Here is a 16,474-nt window from a genome sequence, read left to right as displayed (position 1 = left end):
CCGTGCAACGCGTCAGCTATAGACAGTCGCTGGCGCTAAGGGGGCGTTGGTGACGGCGCCCTCCTGAACGAGCAGCGTAGTGCGTGGGCCCAGCGCCGCGAGCGGCAGCCACTGTCCGGGCTGCACCGTGTATTCGGGCTTGAAATCGCCGTCGGTTGCGACACCGGCGCGCTGCCAGCGTATGTGGATGACGCGGTCCTGCAGCCTGAGCGTGACCTCCACCGAAGGCCAGTGGGCCGGCAGGCAGGGTGACATGCAAAACTCGCCCTGGCGCACCTGCAGGCCGATCAGGTTTTCCAGCGCGGCCCTGTGCAGCCAAGCGGCGGAACCCGTGTACCAGCTCCAGCCGCCGCGGCCGACATAGGGCGCGGCGCTGTACACATCGCCCGCCATCACATAGGGTTCGATCTCGTACTGCGGGCCGCGTTGCGGGTGCCGGCTGCGGTGGGCGGGGCTCAGCGCCTTGAAGCTTTCCCAGGCCGCTTCGGCGTCGCCTGTTTTCGCTTGCGCCATCAGGGCCCAGACGCCGGCGTGCGAATACTGCCCGCCGTTTTCCCGGATGCCGGGGGGGTAGGCCTGAATGTAGCCCGGGTTGTTTTCCGAGGTAGCGAACGGCGGGTGCAGCAGGCGCAGCAGGCCGGCCTCGGGGTCTATCAGTTCGCGATTCATGGCCTGAAGCGCCGGCGTGGTGTAGGGTGGGCTGGAGGCCTCCGACAGCACCGACCAGGCCTGCGCGATCAGGTCAATCCGGCACTCTTCATTGACCGATGAACCCAGGGGTGCGCCGTTGTCAAAGAAGGCGCGGCGAAACCACTGCCCGTCCCAGCCGTCGCGGTGCAGTGCTGCGACCCAGCCCTCGCGGCTGGTGTTCCAGCGGTCCATGCGGGCCCGCTCGCCCCGGGTTTCCGCCAGGGGGCTGAACTGCGCGACCACGCTGCACAAAAACCAGGCCAGCCAGACGGATTCGCCGCGTCCCTCATGGCCCACGCGGTTCATGCCGTCGTTCCAGTCACCGGTGCCCATCAGGGGCAGGCCGTGAGCGCCCACCGCGAGGCTGCGGTCTATGGCGCGCGCGCAGTGCTCAAAGACCGACGCCGTTTCATCGCTGGCCTTGGGCGGGTAATACGCGTCTTCCGCGCCGTCGGGTATGGCCGCCCCTTCAATAAACAACACGTTCTCGTCAAGAATGCCGGCATCGCCCGTCATTGCAATGTAGTGCGCGCAGGCATAGGGAAGCCACAGCAGGTCGTCCGAAAAATGCGTGCGCACGCCTTCGCCGCCGGGTGCGTGCCACCAATGCTGCACATCGCCCTCTGGAAACTGGCGCGAGGCGTTGAGAAGAATCTGCTCGCGCAGCCGTTGCGGCTCGATCAGCGCAAAGGCCATCGCGTCCTGCAACTGGTCGCGAAACCCGAACGCTCCGCCAGCCTGGTAAAAGCCCGCCTTGGACCAAAGACGCGAGGTGAGGGTCTGGTAGAGCAGCCAGCGGTTGACCAGCGCGTCAAACAGCGGGTCGGGGGTGCGTACCTCGACTTTGCCGAGCAGGTCAGTCCAGAAGTTTTTGACGCCCGCCAGCGCCTCGTCCACATCCCTGACTTGCCAGGTGCGTGCCAGTTGTTCGGCGCCTGCGGCATCGCCGGCATGACCCAGCATGAAGCACAGGTCCAGGCTCTGGCCGGCCGACAGGCTGAACTCTCCGGCGAGCGCCGCACAGGGGTCTACGCCACTCCCGGTCTGCTGGCCCAGCAAGCCGGGGAGCACCAGGCCGCCGGCGGCGTCAAAAAATTCGCGACGGTCGCACGTCCACTGCAGCGGACCGGGCAGGCCGGTGAGCGACAAAAAGGCACTGTTGCCGCCGAAGCCGGCACGGCCTTCGCGCTGCTGCGCCAGCACGGCGGGCAGATCCTGGGCTTTCCAGGCATGGACGGTACGCCGGTCGTGGCGTGCCGCGCCCATCTGCCACTCCACCATGGCCAGCGCGCGCAGACGGCGCTTGCCGGCGCCCTGCTGGTGCAGCCGCACCCGCACGATCTTGACGGCGTCATTGCGGTCGGCAAAGAAGGTGGTTTCCACCTTCAGCTCTCCGTGCAGGCATTCAAACACGGTGTAGCCCTGGCCGTGACGCACGCGGAACGCCTGCTGTGAACCACTTTCGGTGGAGGGGCTCAGGGCGAGCGGCTTTCCCGTATCGAGGTCCTGCAGCAGGTAGTGTTCAAAACCGGGATCCCGTACCGGATCGTTGGACCACGGCGTGAGTTGATGCAGGCGGCTGTTGACTGCCCAGGTGTAGCCGGCGCCCGCTTCGGAGACCTGAAAACCGAAGGACGGATTCGAAATCACGTTGATCCATGGGCGCGGCGGGCGGTGCTGGCGATCGATGTCGAACTGGAATTCTCCCGTGGCGGCGTCGAAGCGCCCTGCGGGCGCCTGCAGCGAAACAGGCGAGACAGGTTGCGCGGACGGGGGGTCTTCCGCCACTTCTAGCAGGGGCGCGGCGGCGCGCGGGCTCCGGCGCGTCGGCCCGGCCAGGTCCTTCCAGGCCGCCACCTGCTGCTGGAGCGGGCGCCCGTCTGCGATGAGGGTAATGCGTGCCAGGCCGGACAGCGCAGCCTTTTCGGAGGGCGCCACCTCGTGGTCGCGCAGCAGGAAGAAACCGGCGACATCGCTGCGCGGAAAGCTGTTTTCCGCCTGCTGGAGGGTATGGTCGCGCAGGGCGAGGATGCCCTGCTGCAGGGGCATCAGGTAGGAGTTGACCTCGCTGTTGAGGATCACCACATCGGTCGCCAGGCCGCAGAAGCTCCACCAGGGTTGGGCGCGCAGCAGGGCACGCACGAGACCCAGCCCGTTGCTGGAGTGAATGCGTACCAGCACGATGGGCTTGTCGCCCGACAGGCCGAAGCGCCAGAGCTGACGCTGGTCCACCGGGCCGCGATCGCTTCCGGGACGTGCCGCCGTGTACATCAGCGCCGTGTTGAGATCCTGGAGGGCCTCGTTTTCTTCCGGATCCGTTCCCAGATCGCGCAGACGTACCTGCGCCAGCGTGGCGGCCATCCGGGTGGCCCGCTCCACGTGCATCGTCTGTAGGTATTTGTCGATGCGCGGCTCCAGCTCCTCGGTCGTTTCCGCGGCGGCGGTCGCAAAAGTCAGCCGCGCAACACCACCGGCCTGGATGCGCACCCGCACGCGCAGGCCCGCGACGGGGTCGAGCCCATTGACGGGGGAACCATCAGCCTGCCTGGCCTGCGCCTGCAATGCGGGTTGCGCGGGCACATGGTTGCGCCCGAGGAAGGCGCGCCGGTCGGCGATGAAGTCGATGGCCCGCACATTGGCATCGGAATCGGCCAGGAAATGCGCCATGGCCATGCCTGCATCTTCCTGCAGCCGGGGTTTGCGCGACAGGATCAGGGCGCGCCACTCGGGATGCCACCCGGTTTGCACAAACAGGTTGGAGAAGGCGGGGTGGGCCTCGTCGGCGCGCGGGTCGGTCAGCACCGCCTCAAGGCATGAAATCACCTCCAGCGTGACCGTGGCCGTGGAGAGGTTGTGCAGCGTGACCGTGCGGATCTCGGTGTCGTCCTCCGGACTCACCAGCACGCTGGTCGTCGCCTCCAGGTCGGTCGACATCGCGTCAAACTGGACCCGATCCGCGAGAAACATGGCCGAGTAATGCCAGTCGGGATTCGGCGCGGGGTGGTACGTGAGAGATGAGGCGCGCGCCTGACCTTCGGTGCGAAGGTAAATGAATGTGCCGTACTCGTCGCGCAGGAGGTCGTCGCGCCAGCGTGTGATGTTGTACGTGCGGTTTTGCGCGTGCCAGCGGCTCACACCAGCGCCACTGGCGCGCAGTGCCACGCTGTAGCGCCCGTTGGACAGCAGCTGCGTCGGCTGCCAGCCGGTTGCCGCCGGATCCACATCGCGCGACTGGTAAAGGGGCCCCTCTTCGATCAGGTCCGGCTCCGGGAGGGTGCGCGGATCGGCACTCTCGATGATCTGGCGCGGTGTGCGTTCATGAAGCAGCGACTCGTGGGCCTGCACCAGCGGCGCTGAGGCGAACCAGCGGCGCGGCGCCTCGTCGCACAGCACATTGCACAGCGCCACCAGCGACATGCCCTGGTGATGCGCCATGAAGTTGTAGACCACGCTGAGCGCCTGCGCCGCCGGCTGCCGGGAGACCGTGAAGTCCACCGCATCCATGAAGCCGCAGTCTCCGCGCGCGCCGAGCGCTTCGAGCCGGCGCAGGTTGGCAACTGCCTGCCGCGGGGCAAACATGGCCGCCATTACGCTGGCATACGGTGCCACGACCCGGTCACCGGGCGGCGTGCGGCGAAGGGCCAGCCGTGGCACCCCGAAGGGCGCGTACTGGTAGGCGAGGGTGTGGTCCTGCGCCAGATAGGCGGACTCGGAGACTCCCCAGGGCAGGTGGTTTGCCCTGCCGAAAGCCTGCTGCTCCTTGACCGCCGCGAGGCCCGAGACATGCAGCAGGCCCTGGTCGGGTTCGGTCATGACCAGCGAGGGCATCAGGTACTCGAACATGGAGCCTGACCATGACTTGAGCCCGGGTGTGATGCCGACCGTCAGGAAGGCGCGGCCCAGTGCCAGCCAGTGGCGCCGCGGTATGTCGCCCTTGGCCATCGCCAGAAAGCTCGTCAGCCTGACCTCGGATGCCATCAGGTCGTAGTAGCTGGCATCTAGCGCCTGCTCGTGCACGCGCAAGCCAATGTGAAACAGGTGACGCTTGGCGCTGTAAAGACCCCTGAAGTCCATCGCCATGCACAGGCGCTCGCAGCGATCGGCAAGATGGTTCAGGCTGGCGACCTGTTCCGCGGTCAAAGATGCGGCAAGCGTAGGGGCCATTGAACGCAGCGAAGGGCCGCCCCGGGCAAGTTCAGCCCCATCTCCTCGTGAAAGGGGCAGCGCACCGCCGGAGGCGCGCGAAGCGACAAGCGTGGGGGCCAGGGTTTCGCCGCCGGGCCGCCCCAAGGCGGAATGCGCCCCTTCATGGGGTGAAAGGGGCAGCGCACCGCCGAAGGCACGCGCAGCGACAAACGTGGGGGCCACTAACCTCCGGCATGCCTGCGCAGTGGCCAGCAAATGGCCCGCCAGGTTGCCGCTGTCCACGGTCGACACGTAGGCGGGAAGCAGCACCTGTAGCGTGCGCGTTTCATACCAGTTGAACAGATGGCCATCGTGCTTGGGCAATCGCTCCACCGTGCCGAGCGTGGCTTCCAGCCGCGCGAGAAGGTCGGCGATGGTGATCCATCCAAACTCGTGCGCGCAGGCCGTGGCCAGCAGGTACAGGCCGATGTTGGTGGGCGATGTGCGGTGGGCGAGCGTCGGCTCGGGCAACAGCTGCAGGTTGTCCGGCGGCAGGTGGTTGTCTTCGGGCCCGACGCAACGCTCAAAAAACTGCCAGGTCTGCCGGGCCAGCTGATGCAGGTAGTCCCTGTCCCTGGCGTCGAGCGTCAGCCGTAGCGGGCGTGCCGCCGGTTTGCTGGCCCACCAGCTGGTCAGGGGCGCCATGGCCCACAGCAGGAACAGGGCGGGGCCGGCCCAGGGATGCGGGCTCCAGCACGCGGCCACTGCCAGCCCCGCGCAAAGAAGCGACGCCGCCGCGTGGCGGCGCAGGAAGGCGCCCATCGTGTATTTCGCCGACGCCTGCGCCTGCACCGCCATGGTCCATTCGAGCAGGTGCCTGTGGCTGACGGCCATGCGCCACAGGGCCCGCGCAATGGCGTCGGAGATCAGGCCGGCCTGAACCGCGAGCTGGCTGAACTGCCAGGCGCTTGCCGCAAAACTGCGTGCCACCTCGCGCAAGCCTACATGGAAGAAATGAAGCCATGCAATGCCGCGGCGCGTGGGCACCAAACCTGCCAGCGCCCCCATCAACGGTCCGGCCAGGTAGGCGGAGAGGACGAATGCCAGGGTGGTCACCAGCGAAAGGGCACCGGTGAAGATCACCCACACCAGCAGCGCCAGTGCAGCGGGTGCGACGAGCGAGCGGCGCAGGTTGTCCGTCATGCGCCACACACCCAGCGCGTCAATACCGAAGTGCCGGGCGCGCAGCATCAGGGGCAGCAGCTGCCAGTCACCCCGTGTCCAGCGATGAACGCGCGATGCCGCCACACCGGTGTGATGGGGATGGTCTTCCAGCAGGACGACGTCGCTGACATAGCCACAGCGGGTGATGCTGCCTTCCAGCAGGTCATGGCTCAAAACCGCGCCTTCGGGCAGCCGCTGGTCCAGCACCGCATGAACCGCAGCCACATTGAGCAGCCCCTTGCCGGTAAACGTCCCCTGGCCAAACACATCCTGGTACAGGTCGGAGGCGCTGCTGCCGTAAGGGTCCAGGCCGCACTGGCCCGCAAACATCGCATGAAATGGTGAACGCTCATGGTGCGCCGACAGGGGTGTCACCACGCGCGGTTGCAGGATGCCGTAACCCGCGGTCACGCGGTGGCCTTTGCGGTCAATCTGCGGCGCATTCAGCGGATGGGCGGCGATGGAGACCAGTTCCCGCAGGGCGCCCGCGGGCAGGGTGGTGTCGCTGTCCAGCGTCAGGACATAGCGCACGCCGTCTGCCAGGCGCATGTCGGGGCTGACCGGCACAAACGTCGATGCCGAGCCCTCGGCCAGTTGCCGCAGCAGTATTTCGAGCTTGCCGCGCTTGCGTTCCCAGCCTATCCAGCGACTTTCTGTGGGCGACCAGCTGCGCGGGCGGTGCAGCAGCACAAAACGGGGGGGCGCGCCGGCGGCGGGCGGGTAGCGGCGGTTGAGCGCGCGCAACCTGGCGAGGGCGTCATCGAGCAGGGCCTGGTCACCAGGCAGGGTGGGCGTGTCCGCGTCGACCCAGTCTGTCAGCAGGGCGTACTGGGCGTGGATTTCGCGGCTGGCCAGCCAATGCAGGCCGAGCCGGTGCACGAGTTCGCTGTTGGAGGCGGTGGAACTGAGCATGGCGGGAATCACCACCAGCACGCGGTGCTCGGCCGGAATGCCGGCGCTGAAGTCAAGGCGGGCCATCGGCTGGATGCGGGTCGACTCCGCAATCAAGCGGTGAATCAGTGAGGCCACGGCTTCGGAGGCAGGCCACGCCATCAGGAATACAGCCACCCAGCCCGTCCAGTGCATGGCGGCAGGCGCAGGCACGGCCCACCAGAGAGCCGCTACCGTGCCGGCCAGCCAGACCGCGGCATACAGCGGCAGGCGCCAGGCGCGCCGCGTCAGTCTGGCCGGCAGTGCTTTGAGAGCTGTGCCGGGCGGGCGCAGCGCCGCCTCCAGCAGCGGGCGGCCCGGCCCCATCAGGTAGTAGCCTGCCGTTCGCGCGACCATCGAATTGTTGGGCTGCCGGGCGGCTGCCAGCACTGCTTCGGCCACGGCACGTTCGGAGCGGCCGCTTTGCTGGGACAGCCTTTCCATCGCGCGGGTGATCTGCTGGCGCGTCATCTCGCTTTCCCTGGAAAAGCTGGGCAGCCGGCGCAGGACCTGCAGCGAATGGCTCACCGGCTCAATCAGTTCGGCCCATTCCACCTGGCCAATCAGCCTGAGCGTGGTGATGATGTTGCTGACCGTGAGGTTGGCCGCGACCTGGCTGGTTTGCCCCTCGCCAATCAGGCCCAGCCCATCGGGGCAATGGTGTTCTATCCAGCCGACAAGGGGAACGGCGGAATCCACCTGTTCCGTAGGCATGCGCTGCCACAGCTGGGTCAGGTAGCCGCGTTCGAGGCCGCGGCTTTGCAGGCGCTGGTGCAGCTCATCGAGTGCCTGCACGCTCATGATATCGGCCGAATCCCAGACGGCGTGTGCGACTTCCCGTGCGACCTTGTTCCAGGCAATCCGGTCGGCCATGCGACGCAGATTTTCCAGCAGCACCACGCGCAGGGTGGTAGGCAGGGCCCAGAGTTCGCCCAGGGTGAGTTCGCTGACCTCCTGGTAGGCATGCAGGAAAGCCGTGAAGAGCACCGGGTCGAGCACGCTGTCGGTGTGTGCAACATAGGCCCAGGCGATGCCGTAGACGCGCGGCAGGCCTTCCAGCGGCTTGTCGGCCAGTTTGGGCAGGTCCGCATAGTAGCGGTGGGGAACGCCCTCCTGGATCTGCTGAAGCTGCGCTTCAATCAGGTGAAAGTTGTCGAGCAGCCACTCGGCAGCCGGCGTCACGTAATGGCCGCTTTGCGAGGTCAGGGCGATGTAGTCGTAGGCCTGGCGAAGCGCGGCGATGTTTTCCTTCACACGGGGGAAAAAGGGCGACCCGCGGTCGGGGCTGCCGGCGGGCCGCACGGTCTGCACTGCGGCCAGGCTGCGGCCATGCTCCTCAAACCGCTGCGCGCCGAAGAGCTCCGCGCGTATGGGCTCCTGCAGCTCATCGCGCTGGGAAAAAATAACTTTCCTGGCGTAGGGACTTAAGGACTCCAGCCGTTCGATGGGAGTCGTTTTCACACGCTCAGGCTATAACGACAAGCAGGCCGAGGCAGATTGCCAACACTGCCGAGACCGTGACAATGCGCGGGCTCACCAAGCCATGAATGGATTGAAGTGCCGAATGCAGGGCAAAGAAACGGCTGCGTGAGCTGGCGCAGTGACTCATGTGGGACGCCAGGTTGGCGGCGTCCGCGGACACAAAATCGGTGGTGCGGGCCGACGACGAATCGGCCATGATCTCAAGGGTCGTCATGATTGTTGCGCTCCGGGGGATGAGTCTGGATAGTCACCGCGCAGCGAAACGCACGCGGATTTTCCATGGCTAACACCCATGCTAAGCGGGGGCGCCCCGAAATGACATCAGACGACTCCGGAGTTTGGCTAGGACAATGCCTACAGGGCCTACTGCAACAGGGCTTGCTACCGGCCTTCTGCAGGCGCGCCAGAATACCCCTGCGCCCCGAGCGGCGGGGTCCGACGGGGGCGGGAAACGGTGCGTCGGTCAGGTCAGGTAGGGAGGGTAGGTCCGGTAAACCTCAAAATCAGCCCGTATTGCGCAATCCGGCCGCGATCCCGTTGATCGAAATATGGATGCCGGTTTGCACTTTCTGGTCGGTCTTGCCTTCGCGGTAGCGTCGCACCAGCTCGACCTGCAGATGGTGCAGGGGGTCAATGTAGGGGAAACGGTGGCGGATGGAGCGCTGCAGTGCCGCATTGCCGGCCAGCCGCTGTTTTTCACCGGTGATCAGCGTCAGCGCTTCCGCGGTACGGTGCCACTCTGCCTCGATCGCGGTGAAAACCTTCTTGCGCAGCCGGGCGTCACCCACCAGCTCGGCGTAGCGCGACGCCAGCGCCAGATCACTTTTGGCCAGCACCATGTCCATGTTGCTCAGCAGGGTGCGAAAGAACGGCCACTGCTTGTACATTTTTTGCAGCAGAGCCAGCGTTTCCTTGCGGGTGGCGGGTGTGCCGCCCGCGTCGAGCATTTTTTCAATGGCGGCGCCAAAGCCATACCAGCCGGGCAGGGTCAGGCGGCACTGGCCCCAGCTGAAGCCCCACGGAATGGCGCGCAGGTCTTCAATTTTCTGCGAAGCCTTGCGCGATGCGGGGCGAGAGCCGATATTGAGTTCGGCAATCTCCCGGATCGGTGTGGCGCCGAAAAAGTATTCGTTAAAGCCAGGTGTTTCGTAGACCAGTGCGCGGTAGGCGGCCATGCTGGCCTGTGACAACTCGGCAGCCGCCTGCAAAAAGGCCTTGGTCGCCGGTTTGGTCGGTTGCAGGAGCGTGGCTTCCAGCGTGGCCGCCACCAGGGTTTCAAGATTGCGCCGGCCGATTTCCGGGTTGGCATATTTGGAGCCGATGACCTCGCCCTGCTCGGTCAGGCGGATCTGCCCGCGCACTGTGCCCGGGGGCTGCGCCAGGATGGCCTGGTAGCTCGGGCCGCCGCCCCGGCCTACCGTGCCGCCGCGGCCATGGAACATGCGCAACTGGATGTTGTGCGAGTTCGCCAGCTGGTCGAACAGCTCGACCAGCGCGATCTCGGCGCGGTACAGCTCCCAGTTGCTGGTGAAGATGCCGCCGTCCTTGTTGCTGTCGGAATAGCCGAGCATGATGTCCTGCTCGGCGCCGCTGCGTTGCACCAGCTGGGCGATCCCCGGCAGCGCGTAGTACTCGCGCATGATGGGCGCGGCATTGCGCAGGTCTTCGATGGTTTCAAACAGCGGCACCACGATCAGATCGTTGGTGGCGCCGTTGTCGAACGTCGCGTCGCCGGGCCGCCCCAAGGCGCGAGCGCCCCCCTGGGGGGCAGCGCCGTACACGGAGTGACTAGCGTGGGGGTCATTGAGAATGCCATGCATCAGCCCGACTTCTTTTTGCAGCAGCAGCACCTCCAGCAAATCGCTCACGGTTTCGGTGTGGCTGATGATGTAGTGGCGTATGGCTTCCTTGCCAAAGCGCGCGCGCGCGGTGCGTGCGGCTTCAAAGATGGCCAGCTCGCTCTGCGCATGCGCCGAGTAGGCGGTGCCGATCACGCGCAGGGGTCGCGCGTCGTTGAGCAGGCGGATCAGCAGCGCGCGCTTTGCGGCTTCGTCCAGGCTGGCGTAGCGGGGTTCGATGCGCGCCACGGCCAGCAGTTCGGCCACCACTTCCTCGTGTTTGTCGGAGCTCTGGCGCAGGTCCACCGTCGCCAGGTGAAAACCAAACACTTCGACCGCCCGGATCAGCGGATGCAGGCGCTGGGCAACCAGCGCCTCGCCGTGATTCGATTTCAGCGACGCTTCAATCGTGCGCAGGTCCGCCAGGAAATCTTCGGCCCGGGCATAGGCGTTCTGCGGCGCCACGGCGTGGCGTGCGGCCTCGCCACCCGTCAGCTCCTTCAGGGTGGCTGCCAGCCGGGCGTACACGCCGGTCAGGGCACGGCGATAGGGCTCGTCCTTGCGATGTTCGTTGGTGTCCGGAGAGCTTTCAGCCAGTGCCTGCATGCCTGGGCTGACCTCCACCAGCATGGCTGACAGCGACAGCTCGCCGCCCAGGTAGTGGACTTCGGTCAGGTAGTGGCGCAGGGCCACTTCGGCCTGCCGTGCCAGCGCGTAGTTGAGCGTGTCCGCACTGACATTCGGATTGCCATCGCGGTCGCCGCCTATCCACTGCCCCATGCGCAGGAAGCTGTGCACCGGCTGGTTGCCCAGCTCGCGCTCCAGGTTGGCGTAGAGCTTGGGGATTTCGCGCAGAAATGTGGCCTCGTAGTAGCTCAGCGCGTTTTCGATCTCGTCGGCCACCGTGAGCTTGGAAAAGCGCAGCAGGCGCGTTTGCCACAACTGCATCACGCGGGCGCGCAACTGGGCTTCGTTGGCCGCCAGCTCGCGAGGCGTGAGGGCGTCCTTTGCGGCGTTGGTGGCCTGCGCCAGCGCCTTGATGTCATCGCGCGCCGTGAGCAGCTGTGCAATGTCGCGTTCGGCATCCAGAATGCTTTTGCGCTGCACTTCGGTGGGGTGGGCGGTGAGCACCGGCGACACGAAACTGTGGGCCAGTGTGCTGGCGATGGTTTTGGGGGATATCCCCGCCCAGCGCAGGCGGGCCAGCGCCACTTCGATGCTGCCTTCCTGGGTGTCGCCCGCGCGCTCGTGGACGGCGCGGCGGCGGATATGGTGGCGGTCTTCCGCCAGGTTGGCCAGGTGGCTGAAGTAGGTAAAGGCCCGGATGACGCTGACGGTCTGCTCGCCGCTCAGGCCCTTGAGCAGCTTCTTGAGCGCCTTGTCGGCTTCCTGGTCGGCATCGCGCCGAAAAGCCACCGACAGCTTGCGCACCTGCTCGATCAGTTCGTAGGCGATGAGACCTTCCTGCTCGCGAATCACGTCTCCCAGGATACGGCCCAGCAGGCGGATGTCTTCCACCAGCGGGCGCTCGTTGTCCCGGGACCGGGTGGAGGCCTTGCCGGTGGTGGTGCCGTCTTTGGCGTTCTCATTGACCTTCCTGGCGCGTGCTGAAATGACCATCTCTACCCTCTGGTTCTGGACCTGTTCTTGAACCCCGCATGCTAGCATTCACTTTCCCCCAAGGATTACGAACAGGTTACGAGTGTCTGCAGCGTTTCAACCCGGCAACCCGCTTGCCCCCCCCAAAATCGTCATCGCCACGCGCGAAAGCCGGCTGGCCCTGTGGCAGGCCGGGCATGTCAAGGCCCTGCTCGAATCGCGTCTGGGCTGGCAGGTGGAACTGCTGGGCATGACGACCCAGGGCGACCAGATCCTGGACCGTTCCCTGAGCAAGGTCGGCGGCAAGGGCCTGTTTGTCAAGGAGCTCGAAATTGCCCTCAGCGAAGGCCGGGCCGACCTGGCCGTGCATTCGCTCAAGGACGTGCCCATGGATCTGCCCGAAGGCTTCGCGCTGGCCTGCGTGCTGGAGCGCGAAGATCCGCACGACGCCTTTGTCTCCAGCCAGTTCGCTTCGCTGGCCGACCTCCCGCAGGGCGCGGTGGTCGGAACCTCCAGCCTGCGCCGGCTGGTGCTGCTTAAAGCGCTGCGGCCTGACCTGAAAATCGAGCCGCTGCGCGGTAATCTCGACACACGCCTGCGCAAGCTCGACGAGGGCCACTACCACGCCATCGTGCTGGCGGCGGCTGGACTCAAGCGGCTGGGCCTTCAGGCGCGCATTCGCAGCATCTTTGCGCCCGCCGACATGCTGCCGGCCGCGGGGCAAGGCGCGCTGGGCATTGAGGTGCGGGCCGACCGCGGTGATTTGATGCAGGCCCTCGGATCGCTGGCCCATCAGCCGACCTGGCTGGCGGTGACGGCTGAGCGCACCGTCTCGCGCGCCATGGGTGGCAGCTGCTCCATGCCGCTGGCCGCCTACACCCGAGGTCCGGCCGCAGAAGGCATGCTGCTCCATGCGGCCTGGGGCGATCCGGCCACCGCCGAGGCTCCGGCCGGCCAGCCACTGGCCCCGCTGGTGCGGGTGCAAAAAACAGCGGTAGTGCGCAGTTTTTCCGAGGCCGAGGCGCTGGGCGAAGCGGTGGCGGCGCAGCTGCGTGCCGGCGGCGCGGTCTGGGCCACCAACACCCCTTCCGACACCTGACGCGGGGGCCGAGTGAGCATTCCCCGCCCTGTCCGCGTCATTGTGACCCGGCCCGCTCGCGATGCGCAGCACTGGGTGCAGCAGCTCCAGCAGAGCGGCATCGAGGCCGAGGCTCTACCCCTGATTGACATTGCACCGGCCAGCAGGCTTTCGGACCTGCAGGCGCTGGAGCAGGCCTGGCAAACGCTGGACAGCTACGCTGCCTGCATGTTTGTCAGTGCCAATGCGGTAGAGCATTTTTTCAGGGGAAATTTGGCTGCTAGCCTTGAATTCACTGAACAATCAGCTATTAATAACATAGCGAATTCGGTCTTAAGCCGGCCATTGCCCGACCTGCGCTTCATGGCGCCGGGGCCGGGCACGGTGGCTGCACTGCTTGCCGCCGGCGTTCCCGCGGCGCAGATCGATGCGCCGGCGCCGGATGCCAGCCAGTTTGATTCGCAAGCCCTGTGGCAGGTGGTGGGCCCGCGCCGCTGGCAGGGCCGCCGGGTGCTGATCGTGCGCGGGCACAGCGTCGGTGCGGCGGGCGAGGGCACAGGCTCGCCGGGCCGGGACTGGCTGGCACGCCAGTGGGAAGCGGCGGGCGCACAGGTGGATTTCCTGGCGGTGTACCAGCGCCGTGCGCCGGTGCTGACCGAAGCGCAGCTGCGGCGTGCCAGGGCTGCCAGCACCGATGGCTCGGTCTGGCTGTTCAGCAGTTCAGAAGCGGTGGCCAACCTGGCCAGCCTGCCGGCGATGGACTGGCGCCACGCGCGCGCCGTGGCCACGCATCCGCGCATTGCCGATACCGTGCGTGCTGCGGGCTGGGGTGTTGTTGTGGAGTCACGTCCGGCGCTGAACGACATCAAGGCCGTTGTCCGCTCGATAGAATCACTTCATCCATGAGCGACAGCAGCCATCCCGCCCAGCCCGAACAACCCGTTTCCGACAGCGAGTCTGTGCTGGAACGCGCCCTGGTACCGGCCGAGCCGCAGTCCGTTCGGCCAGATGCCTGGGTGGTGCCCCGCAAATGGGCGCTCCTAGTGGCGGTGCTGGCGGCGGCCGGCTTGCTCGCCAGCGGGCTGCTCTGGCAAAAGCTCGGCAATATCCAGGAAGAACTCGCCCGCCGCAGCACGGAGTCGGGTGCGCAGGCGATAGAAGCGCGCACGCTGGCCCGGCAGGCCCAGGAAGGCGCGCGGGAGCTGTCGGCCCGGCTGGCCCTGCAGGAAACCCGCATCAGCGAAGTCAGCCTGCAGCGCACGCAACTTGAAGAGCTGATGCAGAGCCTGTCACGCTCGCGGGATGAAAATCTGGTGGTGGATATGGAGTCTGCGTTGCGGCTGGCCCAGCAGCAGGCCCAGCTCACAGGCAGCGCCGAGCCGCTGCTCGCGGCGCTCAAGTCGGCCGAGCAGCGCCTGGCGCGCGCCGCCCAGCCCCGCCTGAACCCCTTGCAGCGCGCCATCTCCCGGGACATGGACCGCATCAAGGCGGCCAGCCTGACCGATGTGCCCGTGCTGCTGCTCAAGCTCGACGAACTGGTCCGCCTGGCCGACGACTTGCCGCTGGCCAATGCCATGGTGGCTGCGGCGCCTGTGCGCGGGGCGAATGGCCTCGCCGGGGCGGCTTCGGTCCCGCACACTGGCGCCTCCGCGCCCCAGCACTCGCTGCTGGTGTTTGACAAGCTGGTGCTCAATACCTGGGCGCAGCGGACGCTCGACAACCTGCGCGAAGAAGCCCGCAAGCTCTTGCGCGTGAGCCGCATCGAGCAGCCTGAGGCGGCACTGCTTTCTCCCGAACAGTCGTTTTTCCTGCGTGAAAACCTCAAGCTCAAGCTGCTCAATGCGCGCCTTGGCCTGCTGTCACGCCAGACGGAAGCCGCGCGCGCGGACTTGCTGAGCGCCAACGCCTGGCTGGGTAAATACTTTGACCCTGCTTCGCGCAAGACCCAGGTGGCGGCCCAGTTGCTGCAACAGGTGCAGGGCCAGCTCAAAACCAGCGAGCTGCCCCGCCTGGACGAAACCATGTCTGCACTGGCCACCGCGGCTGCAGGCCGTTAAGCGTTAAGGACAGGGAGCCAACGATGCGCGCCGCCCTCTGGCTTGTGGCCCTGTTTGGTGTCGCCGTGGCTGTGGCCCTGTTTGCGGGCAACAACCAGGCGGTGGTCACTGTCTTCTGGCCGCCGCACCGGCTTGATGTTTCCTTCAACCTGATGGTGCTGGTACTGGCAGGCTTTTTCATGCTGCTGTACGGTGCCCTGCGCGCCATGTCGGCCCTGTTCGCCCTGCCGCTGGAAGCGCGGCGCTGGCGTGCCCAGCAGAAAGAGCGTGCCATGTACGGCTCCCTGATGGACTCGCTGGCGAACCTGCTGGCGGGGCGCTACATCCGCGCCACCAAGTCGGCGCAAAACGCCCTCGTGCAGGAAAAAAGCCTGGGCCTGCTCACCGATCAATCGGGCCAGGTGACCGGCCACAGCGCGAGCCGGTCCACGCAATTGCGATCGCTGGCCCACCTGCTGGTAGCGGAAAGCGCGCAGTCCCTGCAAAACAGTGCCTTGCGCGACCAGCACCTGCAGCTGGCGCTGCAAAGCGCGGCCCAGCGCCATGCGCAGGAAGTGCGCGAGGGTGTGCAGCTCCGTGCGGCACGCTGGGCGCTGGAAGACCGTGATGCCGGCGCTGCACTCGAGTGGCTGACGCAGTTGCCCCAAGGCGCCGCGCGGCGTACCCTGGCCCTGCGCATGAAGCTGCGCGCGACCCGTCAGGTCAAGCAGACCTTGCTGGCGCTGGACACCGCCCGCCTGCTGGCCAAGCACCGTGCTTTTTCACAGGCGGCGGCGCAAAGCATTGTGCGCGGCCTGGCACTGGAGTTGCTGAACGACGCGCATGATCCGGCGCAGTTGCAGCAAGCCTGGTTTTCGCTGGACGAGAGCGAGCGGGCGATGCCTGAGCTGGTGGTGCATGCCGCATCGCGGCTGATGGCGCTGCACGGCGACGCCGGGCTGGCGCGCGCCTGGCTGCTGCAGGTGTGGGACCGCATGATGGAGCCGCGCTCGGAGATCGGCGACAACCTTCGCATCAAGCTGATCACGGTGCTGGAAGCTGGCCTGGACTCCCTGGACGCGGCCTGGCTGGCCCGTATCGAAACGGCGCAGCTCAGCCGGCCGCGCGACGCCAATCTGCAGTACCTGGCCGGCATGGCCTGCCTGAACCGCCAACTGTGGGGCAAGGCCCGCCAGCTGCTGTCGCAAGCCGCCATGGGCCTGCAGGATGCCACGCTGCACCGCAATGCCTGGCGTGCGCTGGCAGTGCTGGCTGAGCAGCGTGAGGATGAGCCGGCGGCGGCCCAGGCCTACAAGCGCGCTGCACAGCTTAATTAGAGATAGAAGCGCAAGGACTCTGCGGCCAGGCGCTGCTGTCTGTGCAGGGCGCAGCACAAAACTTCACGGAATACCGGCGCAAGAAGCTGGACAGGCAAAGTGGACAGGCAAAGAAAAGGCCCCGCGTGCGGGGCC

At 66.5% G+C, this 16,474-nt stretch carries 7 protein-coding genes; 4 read left to right on the top strand and 3 right to left on the bottom strand.

Annotation, left to right across the window (positions count from 1 at the left end; translation table 11 throughout):
* Positions 1 to 12: 12 nt before the first annotated feature.
* From AC1DS5_RS21660 to ppc, 3 genes are all read right to left on the bottom strand, one after another.
* Positions 13 to 8,430 carry a glycoside hydrolase family 94 protein gene (locus AC1DS5_RS21660; RefSeq protein ID WP_477720317.1) on the bottom strand — a complete coding sequence of 2,806 codons (8,418 nt, stop codon included), beginning with the start codon at positions 8,428 to 8,430 and terminating at the stop codon, positions 13 to 15.
* Between the two features lie 4 nt (positions 8,431 to 8,434).
* Complete coding sequence (locus AC1DS5_RS21655; protein ID WP_477720316.1) at positions 8,435 to 8,665, bottom strand: hypothetical protein; 231 nt, start codon at positions 8,663 to 8,665, stop codon at positions 8,435 to 8,437.
* 289 nt (positions 8,666 to 8,954) lie between these two features.
* The gene (gene ppc, locus AC1DS5_RS21650; protein ID WP_477720315.1) at positions 8,955 to 11,909 is read right to left on the bottom strand and encodes a phosphoenolpyruvate carboxylase; all 2,955 of its coding nucleotides are present in this window, start codon (positions 11,907 to 11,909) and stop codon (positions 8,955 to 8,957) included.
* Positions 11,910 to 11,991: 82 nt separating this feature from the next.
* Between ppc and hemC the strand changes: the two genes are divergently transcribed.
* The 4 genes from hemC to AC1DS5_RS21630 are packed head-to-tail and all read left to right on the top strand — an operon-like array spanning position 11,992 to position 16,339.
* Positions 11,992 to 12,987, top strand: coding sequence for a hydroxymethylbilane synthase (hemC, locus tag AC1DS5_RS21645; protein ID WP_477720314.1), 996 nt, complete (start codon positions 11,992 to 11,994; stop codon positions 12,985 to 12,987).
* A 12-nt stretch (positions 12,988 to 12,999) separates the two neighbouring features.
* Positions 13,000 to 13,872 (top strand): uroporphyrinogen-III synthase, encoded by an 873-nt coding sequence (locus AC1DS5_RS21640; protein WP_477720313.1) that lies wholly within the window; start codon positions 13,000 to 13,002, stop codon positions 13,870 to 13,872.
* Positions 13,869 to 15,023 carry a uroporphyrinogen-III C-methyltransferase gene (locus tag AC1DS5_RS21635; RefSeq protein WP_477720312.1) on the top strand — a complete coding sequence of 385 codons (1,155 nt, stop codon included), beginning with the start codon at positions 13,869 to 13,871 and terminating at the stop codon, positions 15,021 to 15,023. Before AC1DS5_RS21640 ends, AC1DS5_RS21635 begins: the two co-directional genes overlap by 4 nt.
* Before the next feature lie 23 nt (positions 15,024 to 15,046).
* On the top strand, positions 15,047 to 16,339 hold the full coding sequence (locus AC1DS5_RS21630) for a heme biosynthesis HemY N-terminal domain-containing protein (protein ID WP_477720311.1): 1,293 nt from the start codon (positions 15,047 to 15,049) through the stop codon (positions 16,337 to 16,339).
* Positions 16,340 to 16,474 lie beyond the last annotated feature (135 nt).

Source organism: Polaromonas sp. P4_H1 (assembly GCF_056400945.1).
Note: the sequence above shows the minus strand (reverse complement) of the source record. Positions and strands in the feature narration are given on the sequence as shown.